The organism is Streptomyces sp. NPDC025618 (genome assembly GCF_055558795.1).
In genome coordinates this window covers 37811-53114 of record NZ_JBVHLW010000001.1, presented here as the reverse complement: position 1 = coordinate 53114, position 15304 = coordinate 37811, and the positions used below count along the sequence as shown (strand labels likewise).

At 71.7% G+C, this 15304-nt stretch carries 13 protein-coding genes; 12 read left to right on the top strand and 1 reads right to left on the bottom strand.

Annotation, left to right across the window (positions count from 1 at the left end):
* Window positions 1-38: 38 nt before the first annotated feature.
* Window positions 39-986 carry a hypothetical protein gene (locus ACZ4A5_RS00240; protein WP_467576384.1) on the bottom strand — a complete coding sequence of 316 codons (948 nt, stop codon included), beginning with the start codon at window positions 984-986 and terminating at the stop codon, window positions 39-41.
* 230 nt (window positions 987-1216) lie between these two features.
* Between ACZ4A5_RS00240 and ACZ4A5_RS00235 the strand changes: the two genes are divergently transcribed.
* From ACZ4A5_RS00235 to ACZ4A5_RS00180, 12 genes are all read left to right on the top strand, one after another.
* Window positions 1217-1846 (top strand): papain-like cysteine protease family protein, encoded by a 630-nt coding sequence (locus ACZ4A5_RS00235; RefSeq protein WP_467576381.1) that lies wholly within the window; start codon window positions 1217-1219, stop codon window positions 1844-1846.
* A gap of 4 nt (window positions 1847-1850) precedes the next feature.
* Window positions 1851-2699 (top strand): hypothetical protein, encoded by an 849-nt coding sequence (locus ACZ4A5_RS00230; RefSeq protein ID WP_467576379.1) that lies wholly within the window; start codon window positions 1851-1853, stop codon window positions 2697-2699.
* Between the two features lie 156 nt (window positions 2700-2855).
* On the top strand, window positions 2856-4868 hold the full coding sequence (gene uvrC, locus ACZ4A5_RS00225) for an excinuclease ABC subunit UvrC (protein ID WP_467576376.1): 2013 nt from the start codon (window positions 2856-2858) through the stop codon (window positions 4866-4868).
* A gap of 139 nt (window positions 4869-5007) precedes the next feature.
* Complete coding sequence (gene rapZ / locus ACZ4A5_RS00220; RefSeq protein ID WP_366007543.1) at window positions 5008-5940, top strand: RNase adapter RapZ; 933 nt, start codon at window positions 5008-5010, stop codon at window positions 5938-5940.
* A complete protein-coding gene (locus tag ACZ4A5_RS00215; RefSeq protein ID WP_467576372.1) occupies window positions 5937-6989 on the top strand; it encodes a gluconeogenesis factor YvcK family protein in 1053 nt (350 codons plus the stop codon). Before rapZ ends, ACZ4A5_RS00215 begins: the two co-directional genes overlap by 4 nt.
* Window positions 6980-7987: a DNA-binding protein WhiA gene (whiA, locus tag ACZ4A5_RS00210; RefSeq protein WP_121797708.1), complete on the top strand. Its 1008-nt coding sequence runs from the start codon at window positions 6980-6982 to the stop codon at window positions 7985-7987. The genes ACZ4A5_RS00215 and whiA overlap by 10 nt, the downstream gene beginning before the upstream one ends.
* Window positions 7988-8132: 145 nt before the next feature.
* Window positions 8133-11093 carry a M14 family metallopeptidase gene (locus ACZ4A5_RS00205; protein ID WP_467576368.1) on the top strand — a complete coding sequence of 987 codons (2961 nt, stop codon included), beginning with the start codon at window positions 8133-8135 and terminating at the stop codon, window positions 11091-11093.
* A 121-nt stretch (window positions 11094-11214) separates the two neighbouring features.
* Entirely contained in the window at window positions 11215-12219 is a 1005-nt protein-coding gene (gene gap / locus ACZ4A5_RS00200) for a type I glyceraldehyde-3-phosphate dehydrogenase (RefSeq protein WP_467576365.1), read from the top strand.
* Between the two features lie 121 nt (window positions 12220-12340).
* A complete protein-coding gene (locus ACZ4A5_RS00195) occupies window positions 12341-13552 on the top strand; it encodes a phosphoglycerate kinase (RefSeq protein WP_467576362.1) in 1212 nt (403 codons plus the stop codon).
* A 6-nt stretch (window positions 13553-13558) separates the two neighbouring features.
* Window positions 13559-14335 carry a triose-phosphate isomerase gene (gene tpiA / locus ACZ4A5_RS00190; RefSeq protein ID WP_361532314.1) on the top strand — a complete coding sequence of 259 codons (777 nt, stop codon included), beginning with the start codon at window positions 13559-13561 and terminating at the stop codon, window positions 14333-14335.
* A gap of 114 nt (window positions 14336-14449) precedes the next feature.
* Entirely contained in the window at window positions 14450-14680 is a 231-nt protein-coding gene (gene secG, locus ACZ4A5_RS00185; RefSeq protein WP_184730779.1) for a preprotein translocase subunit SecG, read from the top strand.
* Between the two features lie 185 nt (window positions 14681-14865).
* Window positions 14866-15201 (top strand): RNA polymerase-binding protein RbpA, encoded by a 336-nt coding sequence (locus ACZ4A5_RS00180; protein WP_079110552.1) that lies wholly within the window; start codon window positions 14866-14868, stop codon window positions 15199-15201.
* The last annotated feature ends 103 nt before the right edge of the window (window positions 15202-15304 follow it).

Here is a 15304-nt window from a genome sequence, read left to right as displayed (position 1 = left end):
AGCCCCGGCCGGGCGGGGTTCCGCCGGGCGTGGCCCGCTCAGGACCAGTCCCAGGTGATCCCCAGGATGCCCGGCCGCACCCCCTGCTCCACCAGGTGCACTCCGCGGTGTCGCCCCGCCAGCGTCAGTTCCTGCTGCCCGGCGCGCGGCGCGCCCGCGGAGCTCTGGGCGAACCTGCGGCAGCGCACCGGCAGCGCCGCGCTGTCGAAGCACACCTGGAGCACGTACTGCCCGCCCGCGAAGCTGAAGCCCCGTACGTACTCGCTGCTCGGCCCGGCCGTGCCGTCCTCGAAGCCGTAGCCGAAGACGTAGGTCTCCCCGGCCCGCAGCCGGGTGTCGAAGAGCAGCTCGGCGACGAGGACGCCCGCCTTGGCGTGCCAGCGCACGCGCCCCACCCGGCAGTTCTCGGCGGCCCGCACCGCCACCTGCCCGGGGTCGCAGCCGGTGTCGCCGTGGTGGATGGCGACATAGCGGTCCACACCGTCCCGGTGGGCGCGGACGACGTGCTGCGAGTCGCGCTCCCGGAGCTCGCGTCCGGCGCCGATCAGGACCCGCTCCAGATGGCAGACGGTGTGCAGCCCGCCGTCGGCCGGTGACTCCAGCTCCGCCAGCAGCCGCCCCAGCGCCCGTGACTCCTCGACCAGGGAGCGGTAGGAGCGGCCCGCCGGACGTTCCGTCCCGGTGCGGGGTGACGCCGGTTCGAGCAGCCGGCTCAGGGAGTGCGGCGGCAGCTCCAGTACGTCCTCCAGCGCGCGCACCGCGCGCAGCGACTCGGCCCGCTGGGGCCTGCGCGCGCCCTGCTGCCAGTAACTGAGGCTCGTCACCCCGACCTTCACGCCGCGCTGCGCGAGCCGGTGCTGCACCCGGTGCAGGGCGAGCCCGCGCACGGACAGCGCGGTGCGCAGTGCCAGGTGGAACGGTCCGGTGCGCAGGGCCCGCGCAAGCTCGTTCTCGGCCGCGTCGGCCGCCGCGCCGCTCTGTGTCATCCGCTCGCCCCTCTGTGAATATTCACCGGTGGCGGGAGCGGTCCGGCTCGCCGGACCGCTGTGATCCTCTTGACCGGGCACCGGCCGTTCACATCCGGTTCGCGCTGTTCACACCGCCGGCTCACCCAGCATTGAAACCTGTTGACCGGTCACTGACAACACCCTGATGCTCCTGATCAGCGTCCGGACGCGCTCCTCCGTCTCAACCCCCCGCCTCGGGAGGAACGTCCATGTCCCGTGCATCGGCACAACAGAAAACGACCGGAAAGAGCCGTATACGCGGCAGACGGCTGTCCGTCGCCGCGCTCGTCGCCTCCGCCCTGCTCGCCGTCCCCACCACGGCGAGCGCGGCGACCGGCGGCGATCACCAGGGCTACGCCGCGTCCAAGAAACTCAACATCTCCATGCAGGCCCAGCAGAAGACCAATTGGTGCTGGGCGGGCTCCGGCAACACCATCGCCACCTGGTTCGGGCGCGACTACAGCCAGAACCAGTTCTGCAACGCCGCCTTCAACAGGCAGCAGGGCTCGGAGTGCCCCAACAACCAGGCCACCCTGGGCAATGTGCAGAACGCCCTCGACTGGGCGGGCATCAACTCCGGCTCGTACGTGAGCGGCTGGCTGCGCTACTCGACCGTGCAGGGGGAGATCAGCGCGAACCGGCCCGTCGAGACCCGCATCCAGTGGGCCTCCGGTGGTGGCCACATGCACGTCCTCTACGGGTACGACGACTCCGGCAGCTGGGTCTACTGGGGCGACCCGTGGCCGTCCAACAACCGCTACAACTGGGCCTCGCACAGCTGGTACGTGAACAACGACCAGTTCTCGTGGACCCACTCGCTCTACCGGATCGGGGCGTGAGGTCATGAGCACGCACACCAGCAGGAACGCGGCCCGTGCGGCGGCCGCCGGAGCGCTCACCGCCGCCCTCCTCGGCCTCGCCCCCCTCGCGCACGCCGACGGGAACCCGGTCCCCGCCCCCGTAGCCCCGCCCGCCGCGGGCGTCAGCGCCGCGCACGACGCGGCGGCCGCCCCCGCGACGCTCGACACCCTCTCCCGCTTCTTCGCCCGCGACGGAGCCGTCGCCCAGGCGAAGGCGCGGCCGAGGATCGACGGCGCGACGGTGCCGGTCTACACGCTCGCCCCGGAGTTCGTGGCGGGCAAGAAGGACGCCCCCGTCGCCGAGCTGGAGTTCCTCGCCAGCGAGGCGGTCTCCGCCGACGGGCAGAAGGCATCGGTGTGGACGGTGAAGTCCGGGGACACCTGGAAGGTCGTCAACATCGCCACCGGCGACGACGAGACGCGCTACACCGCAGAGGGCGCGCGGAAGCTCGGCGGGGGCACCGTCTTCCGCGAGCCGCAGATCGACGCCTGGTACGTCCAGCGCGGCGACCAGGTGCTGCCCCTCGACGCCGAAGCCACGCGGGCGATCGGGGCCGGCGGCACGAGCGTCGAGAACTACCGGGCGCGCGTCCACAAGGCGTATGGCGACAAGCTGCCGGGCTCCGCGTACGCCCGGCAGGGCATGGCCGGCGGCTACGCGGAGCCGGCCGGCGGGACGGCGGAGAAGACGGCAGAGGCCAGGACCGCGGCCGCGGCGCGGACCGACGCGGGCGGCCCGCTGAACACGGCGGCCACCGCGACGGCCGCGGGCGCTGCCCTGGCCCTCGGCGCCTTTGCCCTGGGGGTCCGCCGCAGGCGGCGCCGCGGCTGACCGGCCCGCGGCGGACCACCCGCACCGAGGGGGCGGCCCCACAACGCTCCCGCTCCGGCCCCGGCGCGCACCCGCCGGGGCCGGAGGCGTGCCCGCCCCCGTTCCGGGCCCGGCTGGACGACGGCGTTGTCAGTGCCCGCAAGTAGGCTGTGGGACATGGCCGACCCGAGCAGCTACCGACCCAAGCCGGGACAGATCCCCGACTCGCCGGGGGTCTACAGATTCCGTGACGAGCACGGCCGCGTGATCTACGTCGGGAAGGCGAAGAGCCTGCGTCAGCGGCTCTCCTCGTACTTCCAGGATCTCGCCGGTCTGCACCCGCGCACGCGCACCATGGTCACCACCGCGGCCTCCGTCGAGTGGACCGTGGTCGCCACCGAGGTCGAGGCGCTCCAGCTGGAGTATTCCTGGATCAAGGAGTACGACCCGCGCTTCAACGTCAAATACCGCGACGACAAGAGCTACCCCTCCCTCGCCGTCACGCTGGGCGAGGAGTTCCCCCGCGTGCAGGTCATGCGCGGCCCCAAGAAGAAGGGCGTGCGCTACTTCGGCCCGTACGCCCACGCCTGGGCGATCCGCGAGACCGTCGACCTGATGCTGCGTGTCTTTCCCGTACGCACCTGCTCCGCCGGGGTGTTCAAGCGCTCCGCCCAGATCGGCCGCCCCTGCCTCCTCGGCTACATCGGCAAGTGCTCCGCACCGTGCGTCGGCCGCGTCACCCCCGAGGAGCACCGCGAACTGGCCGAGGAGTTCTGCGACTTCATGGCCGGCCGCACCGGCGCCTATCTGCGCCGCCTGGAGGAGCGGATGCGCGAAGCCGCCGAGGAGATGGAGTACGAGAAGGCCGCCCGGCTGCGTGACGACATAGAAGCGCTGCGCCGCGCCATGGAGAAGAACGCGGTCGTCCTCGCCGACGCCACCGACGCCGACCTGATCGCCGTCGCGGAGGACGAGCTGGAGGCCGCCGTCCAGATCTTCCACGTGCGCGGCGGGCGGGTGCGCGGCCAGCGCGGCTGGGTGACCGACAAGGTCGAGGCCGTCGACACCGCGGGCCTGGTCGAGCACGCGCTCCAGCAGCTCTACGGCGAGGAGAAGGGCGACGCGGTCCCCAAGGAGGTCCTCGTCCCGGCCCTGCCCGACCCGGTGGAGCCCGTCGCCCAGTGGCTCGGTGAGCGCCGGGGCGGCCGCGTGGACCTGCGCATCCCGCAGCGCGGCGACAAGAAGGACCTGATGGCCACGGTCCAGCGCAACGCCGCGCAGGCCCTCGCGCTGCACAAGACCAAGCGCGCCTCCGACCTCACCACCCGCTCCCGCGCCCTGGAGGAGATCGCGGAGGCCCTCGGGCTCGACTCGGCGCCGCTGCGCATCGAGTGCTTCGACATCTCCCACCTCCAGGGGCAGGACGTGGTGGCGTCCATGGTCGTCTTCGAGGACGGCCTCGCCCGCAAGAGCGAGTACCGCCGCTTCCAGATCACGGGCCGCGTCGGGGACACCCAGGTCTGGCACGGCGAGGGCCAGGACGACGTCCGCTCGATGCACGAGGTCGTCGCCCGCCGCTTCCGCCGCTATCTGCGGGAGCAGCAGAAGGCGGGGGAGTGGTCCGAGGCGAACGCCGTCGAGGACACCGAGGACGGGCCCCTCGCCGTCGAGGACGACCGGCCCAAGCGCTTCGCCTATCCGCCGCAGCTCGTCGTGGTCGACGGCGGGCAGCCGCAGGTCGCCGCCGCCCGGCGGGCCCTGGACGACCTCGGCATCAGCGACGTGGCCGTCTGCGGCCTCGCCAAGCGTCTCGAAGAGGTCTGGCTGCCCGACGACGACGATCCCGTCGTCCTGCCGCGCACCAGCGAGGGCCTCTATCTCCTCCAGCGCGTCCGGGACGAGGCGCACCGCTTCGCCATCTCCTACCAGCGCGGCAAGCGCTCCAAGAGCATGAAGGCCGGACCGCTGGACGCCGTCCCCGGCCTCGGGGACACCCGCAAGCGGGCGCTGATCAAGCACTTCGGTTCGGTCAAGCGGCTGCGGGCCGCGACCGTCGAGCAGATCTGCGAGACGCCCGGCATCGGCCGCAAGACGGCCGAGACGATCGCCGCCGCACTCGCCGCGACAGCGCCGCCCGCCCCTGCCGTCAACACCGCGACAGGCGAGATCATGGACGATGCGGAGGAATGATGGACGTGTACACCCACGGCCTCGGCCGGCGGTGCGCGCCCGGACGGCGGGAGCCGTCCGGGGCACGGACACCGGAAGACCGCAGTATGGAAGACGGAGCCGCGCCCCGCGGCGCCGTCCGCAGAACGGGGGTAGCAGCATGACCGGGACCGAGCGAGACGGAGCACAGGTGAGTACGGGCACGACGGCGGACGCGGCCGGTGAGGCGGCGGGCATCCCCGAACTGGTGATCATCTCCGGCATGTCGGGGGCGGGCCGCAGCACCGCCGCCAAGTGCCTGGAGGACCTCGGCTGGTTCGTCGTGGACAACCTGCCGCCCGCCCTGATCCCCACCATGGTGGACCTCGGCGCCCGCTCGCAGGGCAACGTGGCCCGCATCGCCGTGGTCGTGGACGTCCGCGGCCGCCGCTTCTTCGACAACCTCCGGGAGTCCCTCGCGGACCTCGCGGCCAAGAAGGTCAAGCGCCGGGTGATCTTCCTGGAGGCGTCCGACGACGCCCTGGTGCGCCGCTTCGAGTCCGTGCGCCGCCCGCACCCCCTCCAGGGCTCCGGGCGCATCGTCGACGGCATCGCCGCCGAGCGCGACCTGCTGCGCGAGCTGCGCGGCGACGCCGACCTGGTGATCGACACCTCCAGCCTCAATGTCCACGAGCTGCGCGCCAAGATGGACGCCCAGTTCGCCGGCGAGGAGGAGCCCGAGCTGCGGGCCACCGTCATGTCGTTCGGCTACAAGTACGGCCTGCCCGTCGACGCCGACCTCGTGGTGGACTGCCGCTTCCTGCCCAATCCGCACTGGGTCCCCGAGCTGCGCCCCTTCACCGGCCTCAACGAGGAGGTCTCGGGCTACGTCTTCAACCAGCCCGGCGCCAAGGAGTTCCTCGACCGCTACACCGAGCTGCTCCAGCTGATCGCCGCGGGCTACCGCCGCGAGGGCAAGCGCTATGTGACCATCGCGGTCGGCTGCACCGGCGGCAAGCACCGCTCGGTGGCGATGTCCGAGAAGCTCGCCCACCGCCTGGCCTCGGAGGGTGTCGAGACCGTGGTCGTCCACAGGGACATGGGGCGCGAGTGACCGGCCGCACGTTCCGGCTGCGCCGCGGCCGCCGGCTCGTCCCCGCCCGCGCGAGCGGGCGGGGCGGCGCCCGCGCGGGCCGCGGCGCGCAGCCCAAGGTCGTCGCCCTCGGCGGCGGCCACGGCCTGTCCGCGTCGCTGGCCGCCCTGCGCCGCATCACCGGCGACCTGACCGCCGTCGTCACCGTCGCCGACGACGGCGGCTCCAGCGGCCGGCTCCGCGACGAGCTGGGCGTGCTGCCCCCGGGCGACCTGCGCAAGGCGCTCGCCGCCCTGTGCGGTGACGACGACTGGGGCCAGACCTGGGCCCGGGTGATCAAGCACCGCTTCGCCAGCGAGGGCGACCTGCACGGACACGCCGTCGGCAATCTGCTGATCGTCGCCCTCTGGGAGCAGCTCGGCGACCACGTGCAGGCCCTGGACCTGGTCGGCAAGCTCCTCGGCGCGCACGGCAGGGTGCTGCCCATGTCCGCGGTGCCGCTGGAGCTCCAGGCGCTCGTACGGGGCCACGACGTGGCCGAGCCCGACGCGATCAGCACCGTGCGCGGTCAGGCCACCGTGGCGCTCACCCGCGGTGAGGTGCAGTCCGTGCACGTCGTGCCGGAGGACCCGCCGGCCGTGCCCGAGGCCGTGGAAGCGGTGCTCGACGCCGACTGGGTGGTCCTCGGACCGGGCTCGTGGTTCTCCTCCGTGATCCCGCATCTGCTGGTGCCCGAGCTGCTCGACGCGCTCCAGCAGACCAAGGCCCGCCGGGTGCTCTCGCTGAACCTCGCGCCGCAGCCCGGCGAAACAGATGGCTTCTCCCCGCAGCGTCATTTGGAGGTTTTGGCCCGACACGCCCCTAAACTCGCCCTGGACGTGGTGCTGGCCGACGAGGCCGCCGTGCCCGACCGGCAGAGCCTCACCGACGCCGCCAAGCGTCTGGGGGCGGCGGTCGAGCTGGCGCCGGTCGCCGCGCCCGACGGCTCCCCTACACACGACCCGGAGCTGTTGGCCGCCGCGTACGACCGTATTTTTCGGATGCATGGAAGGATCGGCCCATGGCGATGACGGCAGCGGTGAAGGATGAAATCTCCCGGCTCCCCGTCACCCGGACCTGCTGCCGGAAAGCGGAGGTCTCGGCGATCCTGCGGTTCGCGGGCGGACTGCACCTGGTCAGCGGGCGCATCGTGATCGAGGCGGAGCTGGACACCGGGATCGCGGCCCGGCGGCTCCGCAAGGACATCCTGGAGATCTTCGGGCACAGCTCCGACCTGGTGGTGATGGCCCCCGGCGGGCTGCGCCGCGGCAGCCGTTACGTGGTGCGGGTGGTGGCGGGCGGTGACCAGCTGGCCCGCCAGACCGGCCTGGTCGACGGCCGCGGCCGGCCGATCCGCGGGCTGCCGCCGCAGGTCGTCTCGGGTGCCACGTGTGACGCGGAGGCCGCCTGGCGCGGCGCGTTCCTCGCCCACGGCTCGCTCACCGAGCCCGGCCGCTCGTCCTCCCTGGAGGTGACCTGCCCCGGGCCCGAGGCGGCGCTCGCGCTGGTCGGCGCGGCCCGCAGGCTCCAGATCGCGGCCAAGGCGCGCGAGGTGCGCGGCGTGGACCGGGTGGTCGTCCGGGACGGTGACGCGATCGGCGCGCTGTTGACGCGCCTGGGCGCGCACGAGTCGGTGCTCGCCTGGGAGGAGCGGCGGATGCGCCGCGAGGTGCGGGCCACGGCCAACCGCCTCGCCAATTTCGACGACGCCAACCTGCGCCGCTCGGCGCGCGCCGCGGTGGCGGCGGGCGCCCGGGTGCAGCGCGCGCTGGAGATCCTGGGCGAGGAGGTCCCCGAGCACCTCGCCGCCGCGGGCCGGCTGCGCATGGAGCACAAGCAGGCTTCCCTGGAGGAGCTGGGCGCCCTCGCCGACCCGCCGCTGACCAAGGACGCCGTCGCCGGCCGTATCCGCCGCCTGCTCGCGATGGCCGACAAGCGGGCGCAGGATCTGGGCATCCCCGGCACCGAGTCGAACCTCTCGGATCTGTCCGACCTCTCGGAGGAGCTTGCCGAGGGCATGGTCGGCTGACCGGAGGGGCCAGGCCCCTCGACCGCCGGTCCGGCCGGAGGAATCCGGCCGGACCGGCGGTTTCGCGCCTGTTGACATGACCATGGGCGTTTCATCAGCCTGGCGTGCGTGCGACCCGATGTGCCGACCACGACAAGGGGAGCTCATGAGACGCAAGGTGAGACCGATCCTGGCGGCCGCTTCGCTGCTGATCGGCGGGCTGGCCGCCGCACCCTTCGCACACGCGCGACCCGCCCCGGGCGCCACCGCCGACAGCGGCCCCCTCTCCGTATGGACCGCGAAGGTCACCTCCCCGCAGATCCCGCTGCTCCTCGCGGCGGGCATCGACGGCCACGAACTGGGCGAGCGGGTCACCGCCGGGCACATCGCGCCCGTCGAGCTCACCCTCACCCCGAAGCAGGCGGCGGACCTGCGCGGGCAGGGTGTGGACCTCACCGAGAAGCGCGTCTCCAGGAGGACCCAGGAGCGGCTCAAGGCCGCCGGTGACGGCGTCTTCCGCCCGTACGGCCCCAAGGGCGGCCTCGAAGAGGAGATCGTCGCCACCGCGCGGGCGCACCCCGGCCTGACCAAGGTCGTCAGCATCGGCAGGACCGTGCGCGGGCAGGACATCCTGGCCCTGAAGATCACCAAGGACGCGGCGCGGACGCGCGACGGCGCCAGGCCGTCCGTGCTCTACATGTCCAACCAGCACGCCCGCGAGTGGATCACGCCCGAGATGACCCGCCGGCTGATGCACCACTATCTGGACCACTACGGCAAGGACGACCGCGTCACCAAGCTGGTCGACCGCTCCGAGCTGTGGTTCCTGCTCTCCGCCAACCCCGACGGCTACGACTACACCTTCCAGAGCCCCGACACCCGCCTGTGGCGCAAGAACCTGCGGGACAACGACGGCGACGGCAAGATCACCTCCGCCGACGGCGTCGACCTCAACCGCAACTTCCCCTACAAGTGGGGCTACGACAACGAAGGTTCGTCCCCCAGGCCCACCTCCGAGACCTACCGCGGGCCGTCCCCCGCCTCCGAGCCGGAGACCCGTGCCCTGGACGCCTTCGAGAAGCGCGTCCACTTCAAGTTCGCGATCAACTACCACTCCGCCGCGGAACTGCTGCTCTACGGCGTCGGCTGGCAGGTCGCCACGCCCACCCCGGACGACGTCCTCTACAAGGCGCTCGCCGGCACCCCGGAGCATTCCGCGATCCCCGGCTACCGCCCCCAGCTCTCCTCCGAGCTCTACACCACCAACGGCGAGGCCGACGGGCACGCGGCCAACGTCAACGGCACGATGATGTTCACCCCGGAGATGTCGACCTGCGAGACCGCGGCCAGGTCCGACCCGGACCACCGCTGGGACCCGGCCGACTGCCGCTCCTCCTTCACCTTCCCGGACGACGAGAAGCTGATCCAGCGGGAGTTCACCAAGAACCTCCCCTTCGCGCTCTCCGTCGCCGAGACCGCCGCCAACCAGGCGGGTGACGACCAGCCGGTCTCCTCCGTCGGCCTGAGCGCGCCGGATTTCACCCCCGACGCCTTCACCACCTCCTACGCGCGCGGCGAGGAGCAGGACGTCGCCGTCACCGCCCGCAAGAGCGTGCGCGACAAGCGCCTCAACTACCGCATCGACGGCGGCCGTACGCACACCGCGCCGCTGGAGGCGTGGGAGGGCGGCAAGCGCTACGGCGGCCGGGACAACCTCCGCTTCGACCAGTACCGCGCCCAGGTCGAGGGCGCCGACCCCGGCTCCCGCGTCCAGGTCTGGTTCACCGGCCGTACGCGCGCGGGCAGGCCCACCGCCAGCGAGCCGTTCACCTACAGCGTGGCGCGGCGCCCCCGCGCCGACACCCTGGTGCTCGCCGACGAGGGCGGCACGGCGGCCGCCCGCGATGTCGCCGTCTACACCAAGGCCCTCGCCGACAACGGCCGCAAGGCCGCCGTCTGGGACGTCGTGCGGCAGGGCGCGCCCCACGCGCTCGGTGTGCTCGGCCACTTCAGAACCGTGGTGTGGTACTCCGGCGCGAACCGGCCGGGCGGCGAAACCCTGCTGGCCGTAAGGGACTTCATCAATGCCGGGGGCAAGGTCGTCGCCGCCGGGCAGCAGGCGGGCGGCAGCGCGCGGGTCGGCCCGGCCGACACCGACGACTTCGGTCAGTACTACCTGGGCGCGGGCAGCCGGGTCTCGTACGTCCATCCGCCGCGCTTCGACGGCGCGGGCAAGCTCAAGGGCACCTCGGCCACCCTCGCCGACGCGCCGGGCGACCCGCTGACCGCCGCCGGCGCGTACAGCCCGGTCTCCGCCGAGCTGCCGCCCGCCGACTTCCCGCAGTTCCGCAGCGCGCCCGCGGGCGACTACACCGGCATGCGTTCCCCCTTCCAGCCGTACGCGGGCAGCTGGATGGCGGCCGCCCGGCACCAGGACAGCGCCTGGATGCGGCTGGCCCGCACCGTCGACCTCACCGGCGTGACGGCGGCGGACCGGCCCGCCCTCGGATTCCGGCTCAGCCACGACACCGAGCAGGGCTACGACAACGCCGTCGTGGAGACGCACACCGTCGGCCGCGACGACTGGACGACCCTGCCCGACGCCCGCGGCGGCACCACCGATCAGGTGCCCCTGGACTGCGGCTCCACCCTGGCGCTCCACCCCTTCCTCACCCACTACCTCACCTTGCGCAGCGGTAGCTGCGTGGGCCAGGGCAGCACGGGCGGCTGGCACGCCTTCACCGGCTCGTCCGGCGGCTGGCGGCAGGTCTCCTTCGATCTGAGCGCCTTCGCGGGCCGGAAGGCCGAGGTCGCTGTCTCCTACGTCACGGACCCGGGCAGCGGCGGCCGCGGTGTCTTCGTCGACGAGGCCACTGTCACCGTCGGCGGCACCGACCAGGCCACCGAGGGCTTCGAGACCTCCTTGGGGCCCTGGACCGTGCCCGGCCCGCCCGCGGGCAGCCCCGGAAACACGGGGGACTGGGCGCGTTCGCGGGAGCTCGGCCACTACTCCGCGGCCGTCACCACCCGTGACACCGCGCTGCTGGGTTTCGGTCTCGAACACGTATCAAATGGGAAGGAGCGCGCTCGTCTGCTCGGGAATGTGTTGCACGCCATTGACAGGTGACGGATGAGGGGTCCGCCAATGTCACGTCCCTCCTTCGTTAGAGGTAGGGTCGGTGGTGGTCGGGGACATCCCATACAGCTCGCCGGCGGACAGACCGGCACACCAACGAGGAGATCGGTTCGTGACGATCCGCGTAGGCATCAACGGCTTTGGCCGTATCGGTCGTAACTACTTCCGCGCGCTGCTGGAGCAGGGTGCGGACATCCAGATCGTCGGTGTCAACGACCTGACCGACAACGCCACCCTGGTCCACCTGCTGAAGTACGACACCATCCTGGGTCGTCTGAAGCACGAGGTCAGCCACACCGACGACTCCATCACCGTCGGCGACATGACCTTCAAGACGATGGCCGAGCGCGACCCGGCGAACCTGCCGTGGGCCGAGCTGGGCGCCGACATCGTCATCGAGTCGACCGGCATCTTCACCAAGAAGGCCGACGCCGCCAAGCACATCGCGGCCGGCGCCAAGAAGGTCCTGATCTCCGCGCCCGCCAAGGACGAGGACATCACCATCGTCATGGGCGTCAACCAGGACAAGTACGACGCGGCCAAGCACCACGTCATCTCCAACGCCTCCTGCACCACCAACTGCGTGGCGCCGATGGCCAAGGTTCTCGACGAGAACTTCGGCATCGTCAAGGGCATGATGACCACGGTCCACGCGTACACCAACGACCAGCGCATCCTGGACTTCCCGCACTCCGACCTGCGTCGCGCCCGCGCCGCCGCGGAGAACATCATCCCGACCTCGACGGGTGCCGCCAAGGCCACCGCCCTGGTCCTCCCGCAGCTGAAGGGCAAGCTGGACGGCATCGCCATGCGCGTCCCGGTCCCGACCGGCTCGGTCACCGACCTGGTCCTCGAGCTCGACCGCGAGACCAGCAAGGAAGAGATCAACGCCGCCTTCCAGAAGGCCGCCTCGGGTCAGCTCAAGGGCGTCCTCGAGTACACCGAGGACGCGATCGTCTCCTCCGACATCGTGAACTGGCCGGCCTCCTGCACCTTCGACTCCTCCCTGACCATGGTCCAGGGCAACCAGGTCAAGGTCGTCGGCTGGTACGACAACGAGTGGGGCTACTCCAACCGTCTGGTCGACCTGACCGTCTTCGTCGGCGGCCAGCTCTGATCTGAGCGCGGGGACGGGGCTCGTAGGGCGCGATGGGGCGCCGTACGAGCCCCGTCCCATGACTGACCACAATGGAAACCCCCAGCTGCCGCTGGGCAGGTGCCCCCAACCGGAGTCATTCATGAAGACGATCGACGATCTCCTGCAGGACGGTGTCGAGGGCAAGCGGGTCTTCGTCCGCGCCGACCTCAATGTGCCGCTCGACGGCACCACCATCACCGACGACGGCCGCATCCGCGCCGTCGCCCCGACGATCGCCAAGCTCGCCGCCGCGGGCGCCAAGGTGATCGTCGCCTCGCACCTGGGCCGTCCCAAGGGCGCCCCGGACCCCGCGTTCTCGCTCGCGCCCGCTGCCACGCGGCTCGGCGAGATCCTGGGGAAGACTGTCTCGTTCGCCACCGACACGGTCGGTGACAGCGCGAAGGCCACCGTCGCCGCACTGGCGAACGGCGAGGTCACGCTGCTGGAGAACCTCCGTTTCAACGCGGGCGAGACCAGCAAGGACGACACGGAGCGCGGCGCCTTCGCCGACGAGCTCGCGTCGCTGGCCGACCTCTATGTGGGTGACGGCTTCGGCGCCGTGCACCGCAAGCACGCCTCGGTCTTCGACCTCCCGGCGCGCCTCCCGCACGCCGCGGGCGACCTGATCGCCACCGAGGTCGGCGTCCTGAAGAAGCTGACCGAGGACGTCGCGCGCCCGTACGTCGTGGTCCTCGGCGGTGCCAAGGTCTCCGACAAGCTGGGTGTCATCGACAACCTGCTGGAGAAGGCCGACCGCATCCTCATCGGCGGCGGCATGTCCTACACCTTCCTCAAGGCCAAGGGCCACGAGGTCGGCATCTCCCTGCTCCAGGAGGACCAGATCCCGGTCTGCCTGGAATACCTGGCCCGGGCCGAGAAGCGCGGCGTGGAGTTCGTCCTCCCCGTCGACGTCCTGGTCTCGGCCGACTTCCCGGACCTGAAGACCAAGGCTCCGGCCAACCCGGAGCTCGTCGCCTCGGACGCCATCCCGGCGGACAAGGAGGGCCTGGACATCGGCCCGAAGACGCGTGAGCTCTACGCCTCGAAGCTCGCCGACGCGGGCACGGTCTTCTGGAACGGACCCATGGGCGTCTTCGAGCACCCCGACTACGCCAACGGCACCAAGGCCGTCGCCCAGGGCCTCCTCGACAGCGAGGCGTTCACCGTCGTGGGCGGTGGCGACTCGGCCGCCGCCGTGCGCATCCTGGGCTTCGACGAGACCGCCTTCGGCCACATCTCGACCGGCGGCGGCGCCAGCCTCGAATACCTCGAGGGCAAGACGCTCCCCGGCCTCGCCGCACTGGAGGACTGAACCACCGTGAGTGAACGCACCCCGCTGATGGCGGGCAACTGGAAGATGAACCTCAACCACCTCGAGGCCATCGCGCACGTCCAGAAGCTCGCCTTCGCGCTCGCCGACAAGGACTACGACCAGACCGAGGTCGCCGTCCTGCCGCCCTTCGTGGACCTGCGCTCGGTGCAGACCCTGGTCGACGGCGACAAGCTCAAGATCAAGTACGGCGCCCAGGACATCTCGGCGTACGACTCCGGCGCCTACACCGGCGAGATCTCCGGCGCGATGCTGGCCAAGCTCAAGTGCTCCTACGTGGCCGTCGGCCACTCCGAGCGCCGCCAGTACCACGGCGAGACCGACGAGGTCTGCAACGCCAAGGTGAAGGCCGCCTTCCGGCACGGGATCACCCCGATCCTCTGCGTCGGCGAGGGCCTGGAGGTCCGCAAGGCCGGCGCCCAGGTCGCGCACACCCTCGCGCAGGTCGACGGCGCCCTCAAGGACATCCCGGCCGAGCAGGCCGAGAGCATCGTCATCGCCTACGAGCCCGTCTGGGCCATCGGCACCGGCGAGGTCGCCACGCCCGAGGACGCGCAGGAGGTCTGCGGTGCCATCCGCGGCCGGCTCGCCGAGCTCTACGGCCGCGAGCTGGCCGACAAGGTGCGCATCCAGTACGGCGGCTCCGTCAAGTCCGGCAACATCGCCGCGATCATGGCGCAGCCGGACGTCGACGGTGCCCTGATCGGCGGCGCCGCCCTGGACGTGGACGACTTCGTCAAGATCGTCCGGTTCCGCGACCAGTAAGCGAGCTATGACGACGGGTGCTCCCCGTCGTACCCTGTCGGGGCCGGGACCGGTGCTTATCAGCCGCCCGGCCCCTCACCGTTCCAGTCCGAGAGAGTTGGTCCAGCCGTGGTCATGGGGTTCTCGATCGCCCTCATCGTCTTCAGCCTGCTGATGATGATGCTGGTGCTCATGCACAAGGGGAAGGGCGGCGGTCTGTCCGACATGTTCGGCGGCGGCATGCAGTCCTCCGTCGGCGGCTCCTCGGTCGCCGAGCGGAATCTCGACCGGATCACCGTCGTGGTCGGTCTGCTGTGGTTCGCGTGCATTGTCGCACTCGGCCTGCTGATGAAGCTCGATAGCTGACGTACCGTCGCGGACGCGGCCTATCATTGAGGTCGCGTCTTCGCGGCCGGGCTGTAACTCCTGGCACTGGACGCGCGTTGGGCCTTACGTAGACTGGGGCGCCCGCAGCGGAGTCCGTTCGGCCGACCCCGCGGCGCAGCCGCTATTTGGCACCGTGCAGCACCATCACGCAGGGAGTTACGACCGTGGCAAGTGGCAACGCGATCCGAGGAAGTCGGGTCGGAGCGGGGCCGATGGGAGAGGCCGAGCGCGGCGAGTCCGCACCTCGCCTCCGCATCTCCTTCTGGTGCTCGAACGGGCACGAGACGCAGCCGAGCTTCGCCAGCGACGCACAGGTGCCGGACACCTGGGACTGCCCGCGCTGCGGCTTCCCGGCCGGTCAGGACCGGGACAGCCCGCCGGACCCGCCCCGCACCGAGCCCTACAAGACCCACCTGGCGTACGTCCGGGAGCGGCGCAGCGACGCGGACGGCGAGGCGATCCTCGCCGAGGCGCTCGCCAAGCTCCGCGGGGAGATCTGAGCGGCACCACCGAACGGGCGGGGCGGGGGGGGGGGGGGGGGGGGGGGGGGGGGGGGGGGGTGGGGGGGTGGGGGGGGGGGGGGTGTGGGGTGGGCTACCCCGC

What these genes read in the sequence shown, in the direction of transcription:
- ACZ4A5_RS00240 (WP_467576384.1), bottom strand. Translation starts at nt 986, where the DNA reads ATGACACAGAGCGGCGCGGCGGCCGACGCGGCCGAGAACGAGCTTGCG.
- ACZ4A5_RS00235 (WP_467576381.1), top strand. Translation starts at nt 1,217, where the DNA reads ATGTCCCGTGCATCGGCACAACAGAAAACGACCGGAAAGAGCCGTATA.
- ACZ4A5_RS00230 (WP_467576379.1), top strand. Translation starts at nt 1,851, where the DNA reads ATGAGCACGCACACCAGCAGGAACGCGGCCCGTGCGGCGGCCGCCGGA.
- uvrC (WP_467576376.1), top strand. Translation starts at nt 2,856, where the DNA reads ATGGCCGACCCGAGCAGCTACCGACCCAAGCCGGGACAGATCCCCGAC.
- rapZ (WP_366007543.1), top strand. Translation starts at nt 5,008, where the DNA reads ATGACCGGGACCGAGCGAGACGGAGCACAGGTGAGTACGGGCACGACG.
- whiA (WP_121797708.1), top strand. Translation starts at nt 6,980, where the DNA reads ATGGCGATGACGGCAGCGGTGAAGGATGAAATCTCCCGGCTCCCCGTC.
- ACZ4A5_RS00205 (WP_467576368.1), top strand. Translation starts at nt 8,133, where the DNA reads ATGAGACGCAAGGTGAGACCGATCCTGGCGGCCGCTTCGCTGCTGATC.
- ACZ4A5_RS00195 (WP_467576362.1), top strand. Translation starts at nt 12,341, where the DNA reads ATGAAGACGATCGACGATCTCCTGCAGGACGGTGTCGAGGGCAAGCGG.
- secG (WP_184730779.1), top strand. Translation starts at nt 14,450, where the DNA reads ATGGGGTTCTCGATCGCCCTCATCGTCTTCAGCCTGCTGATGATGATG.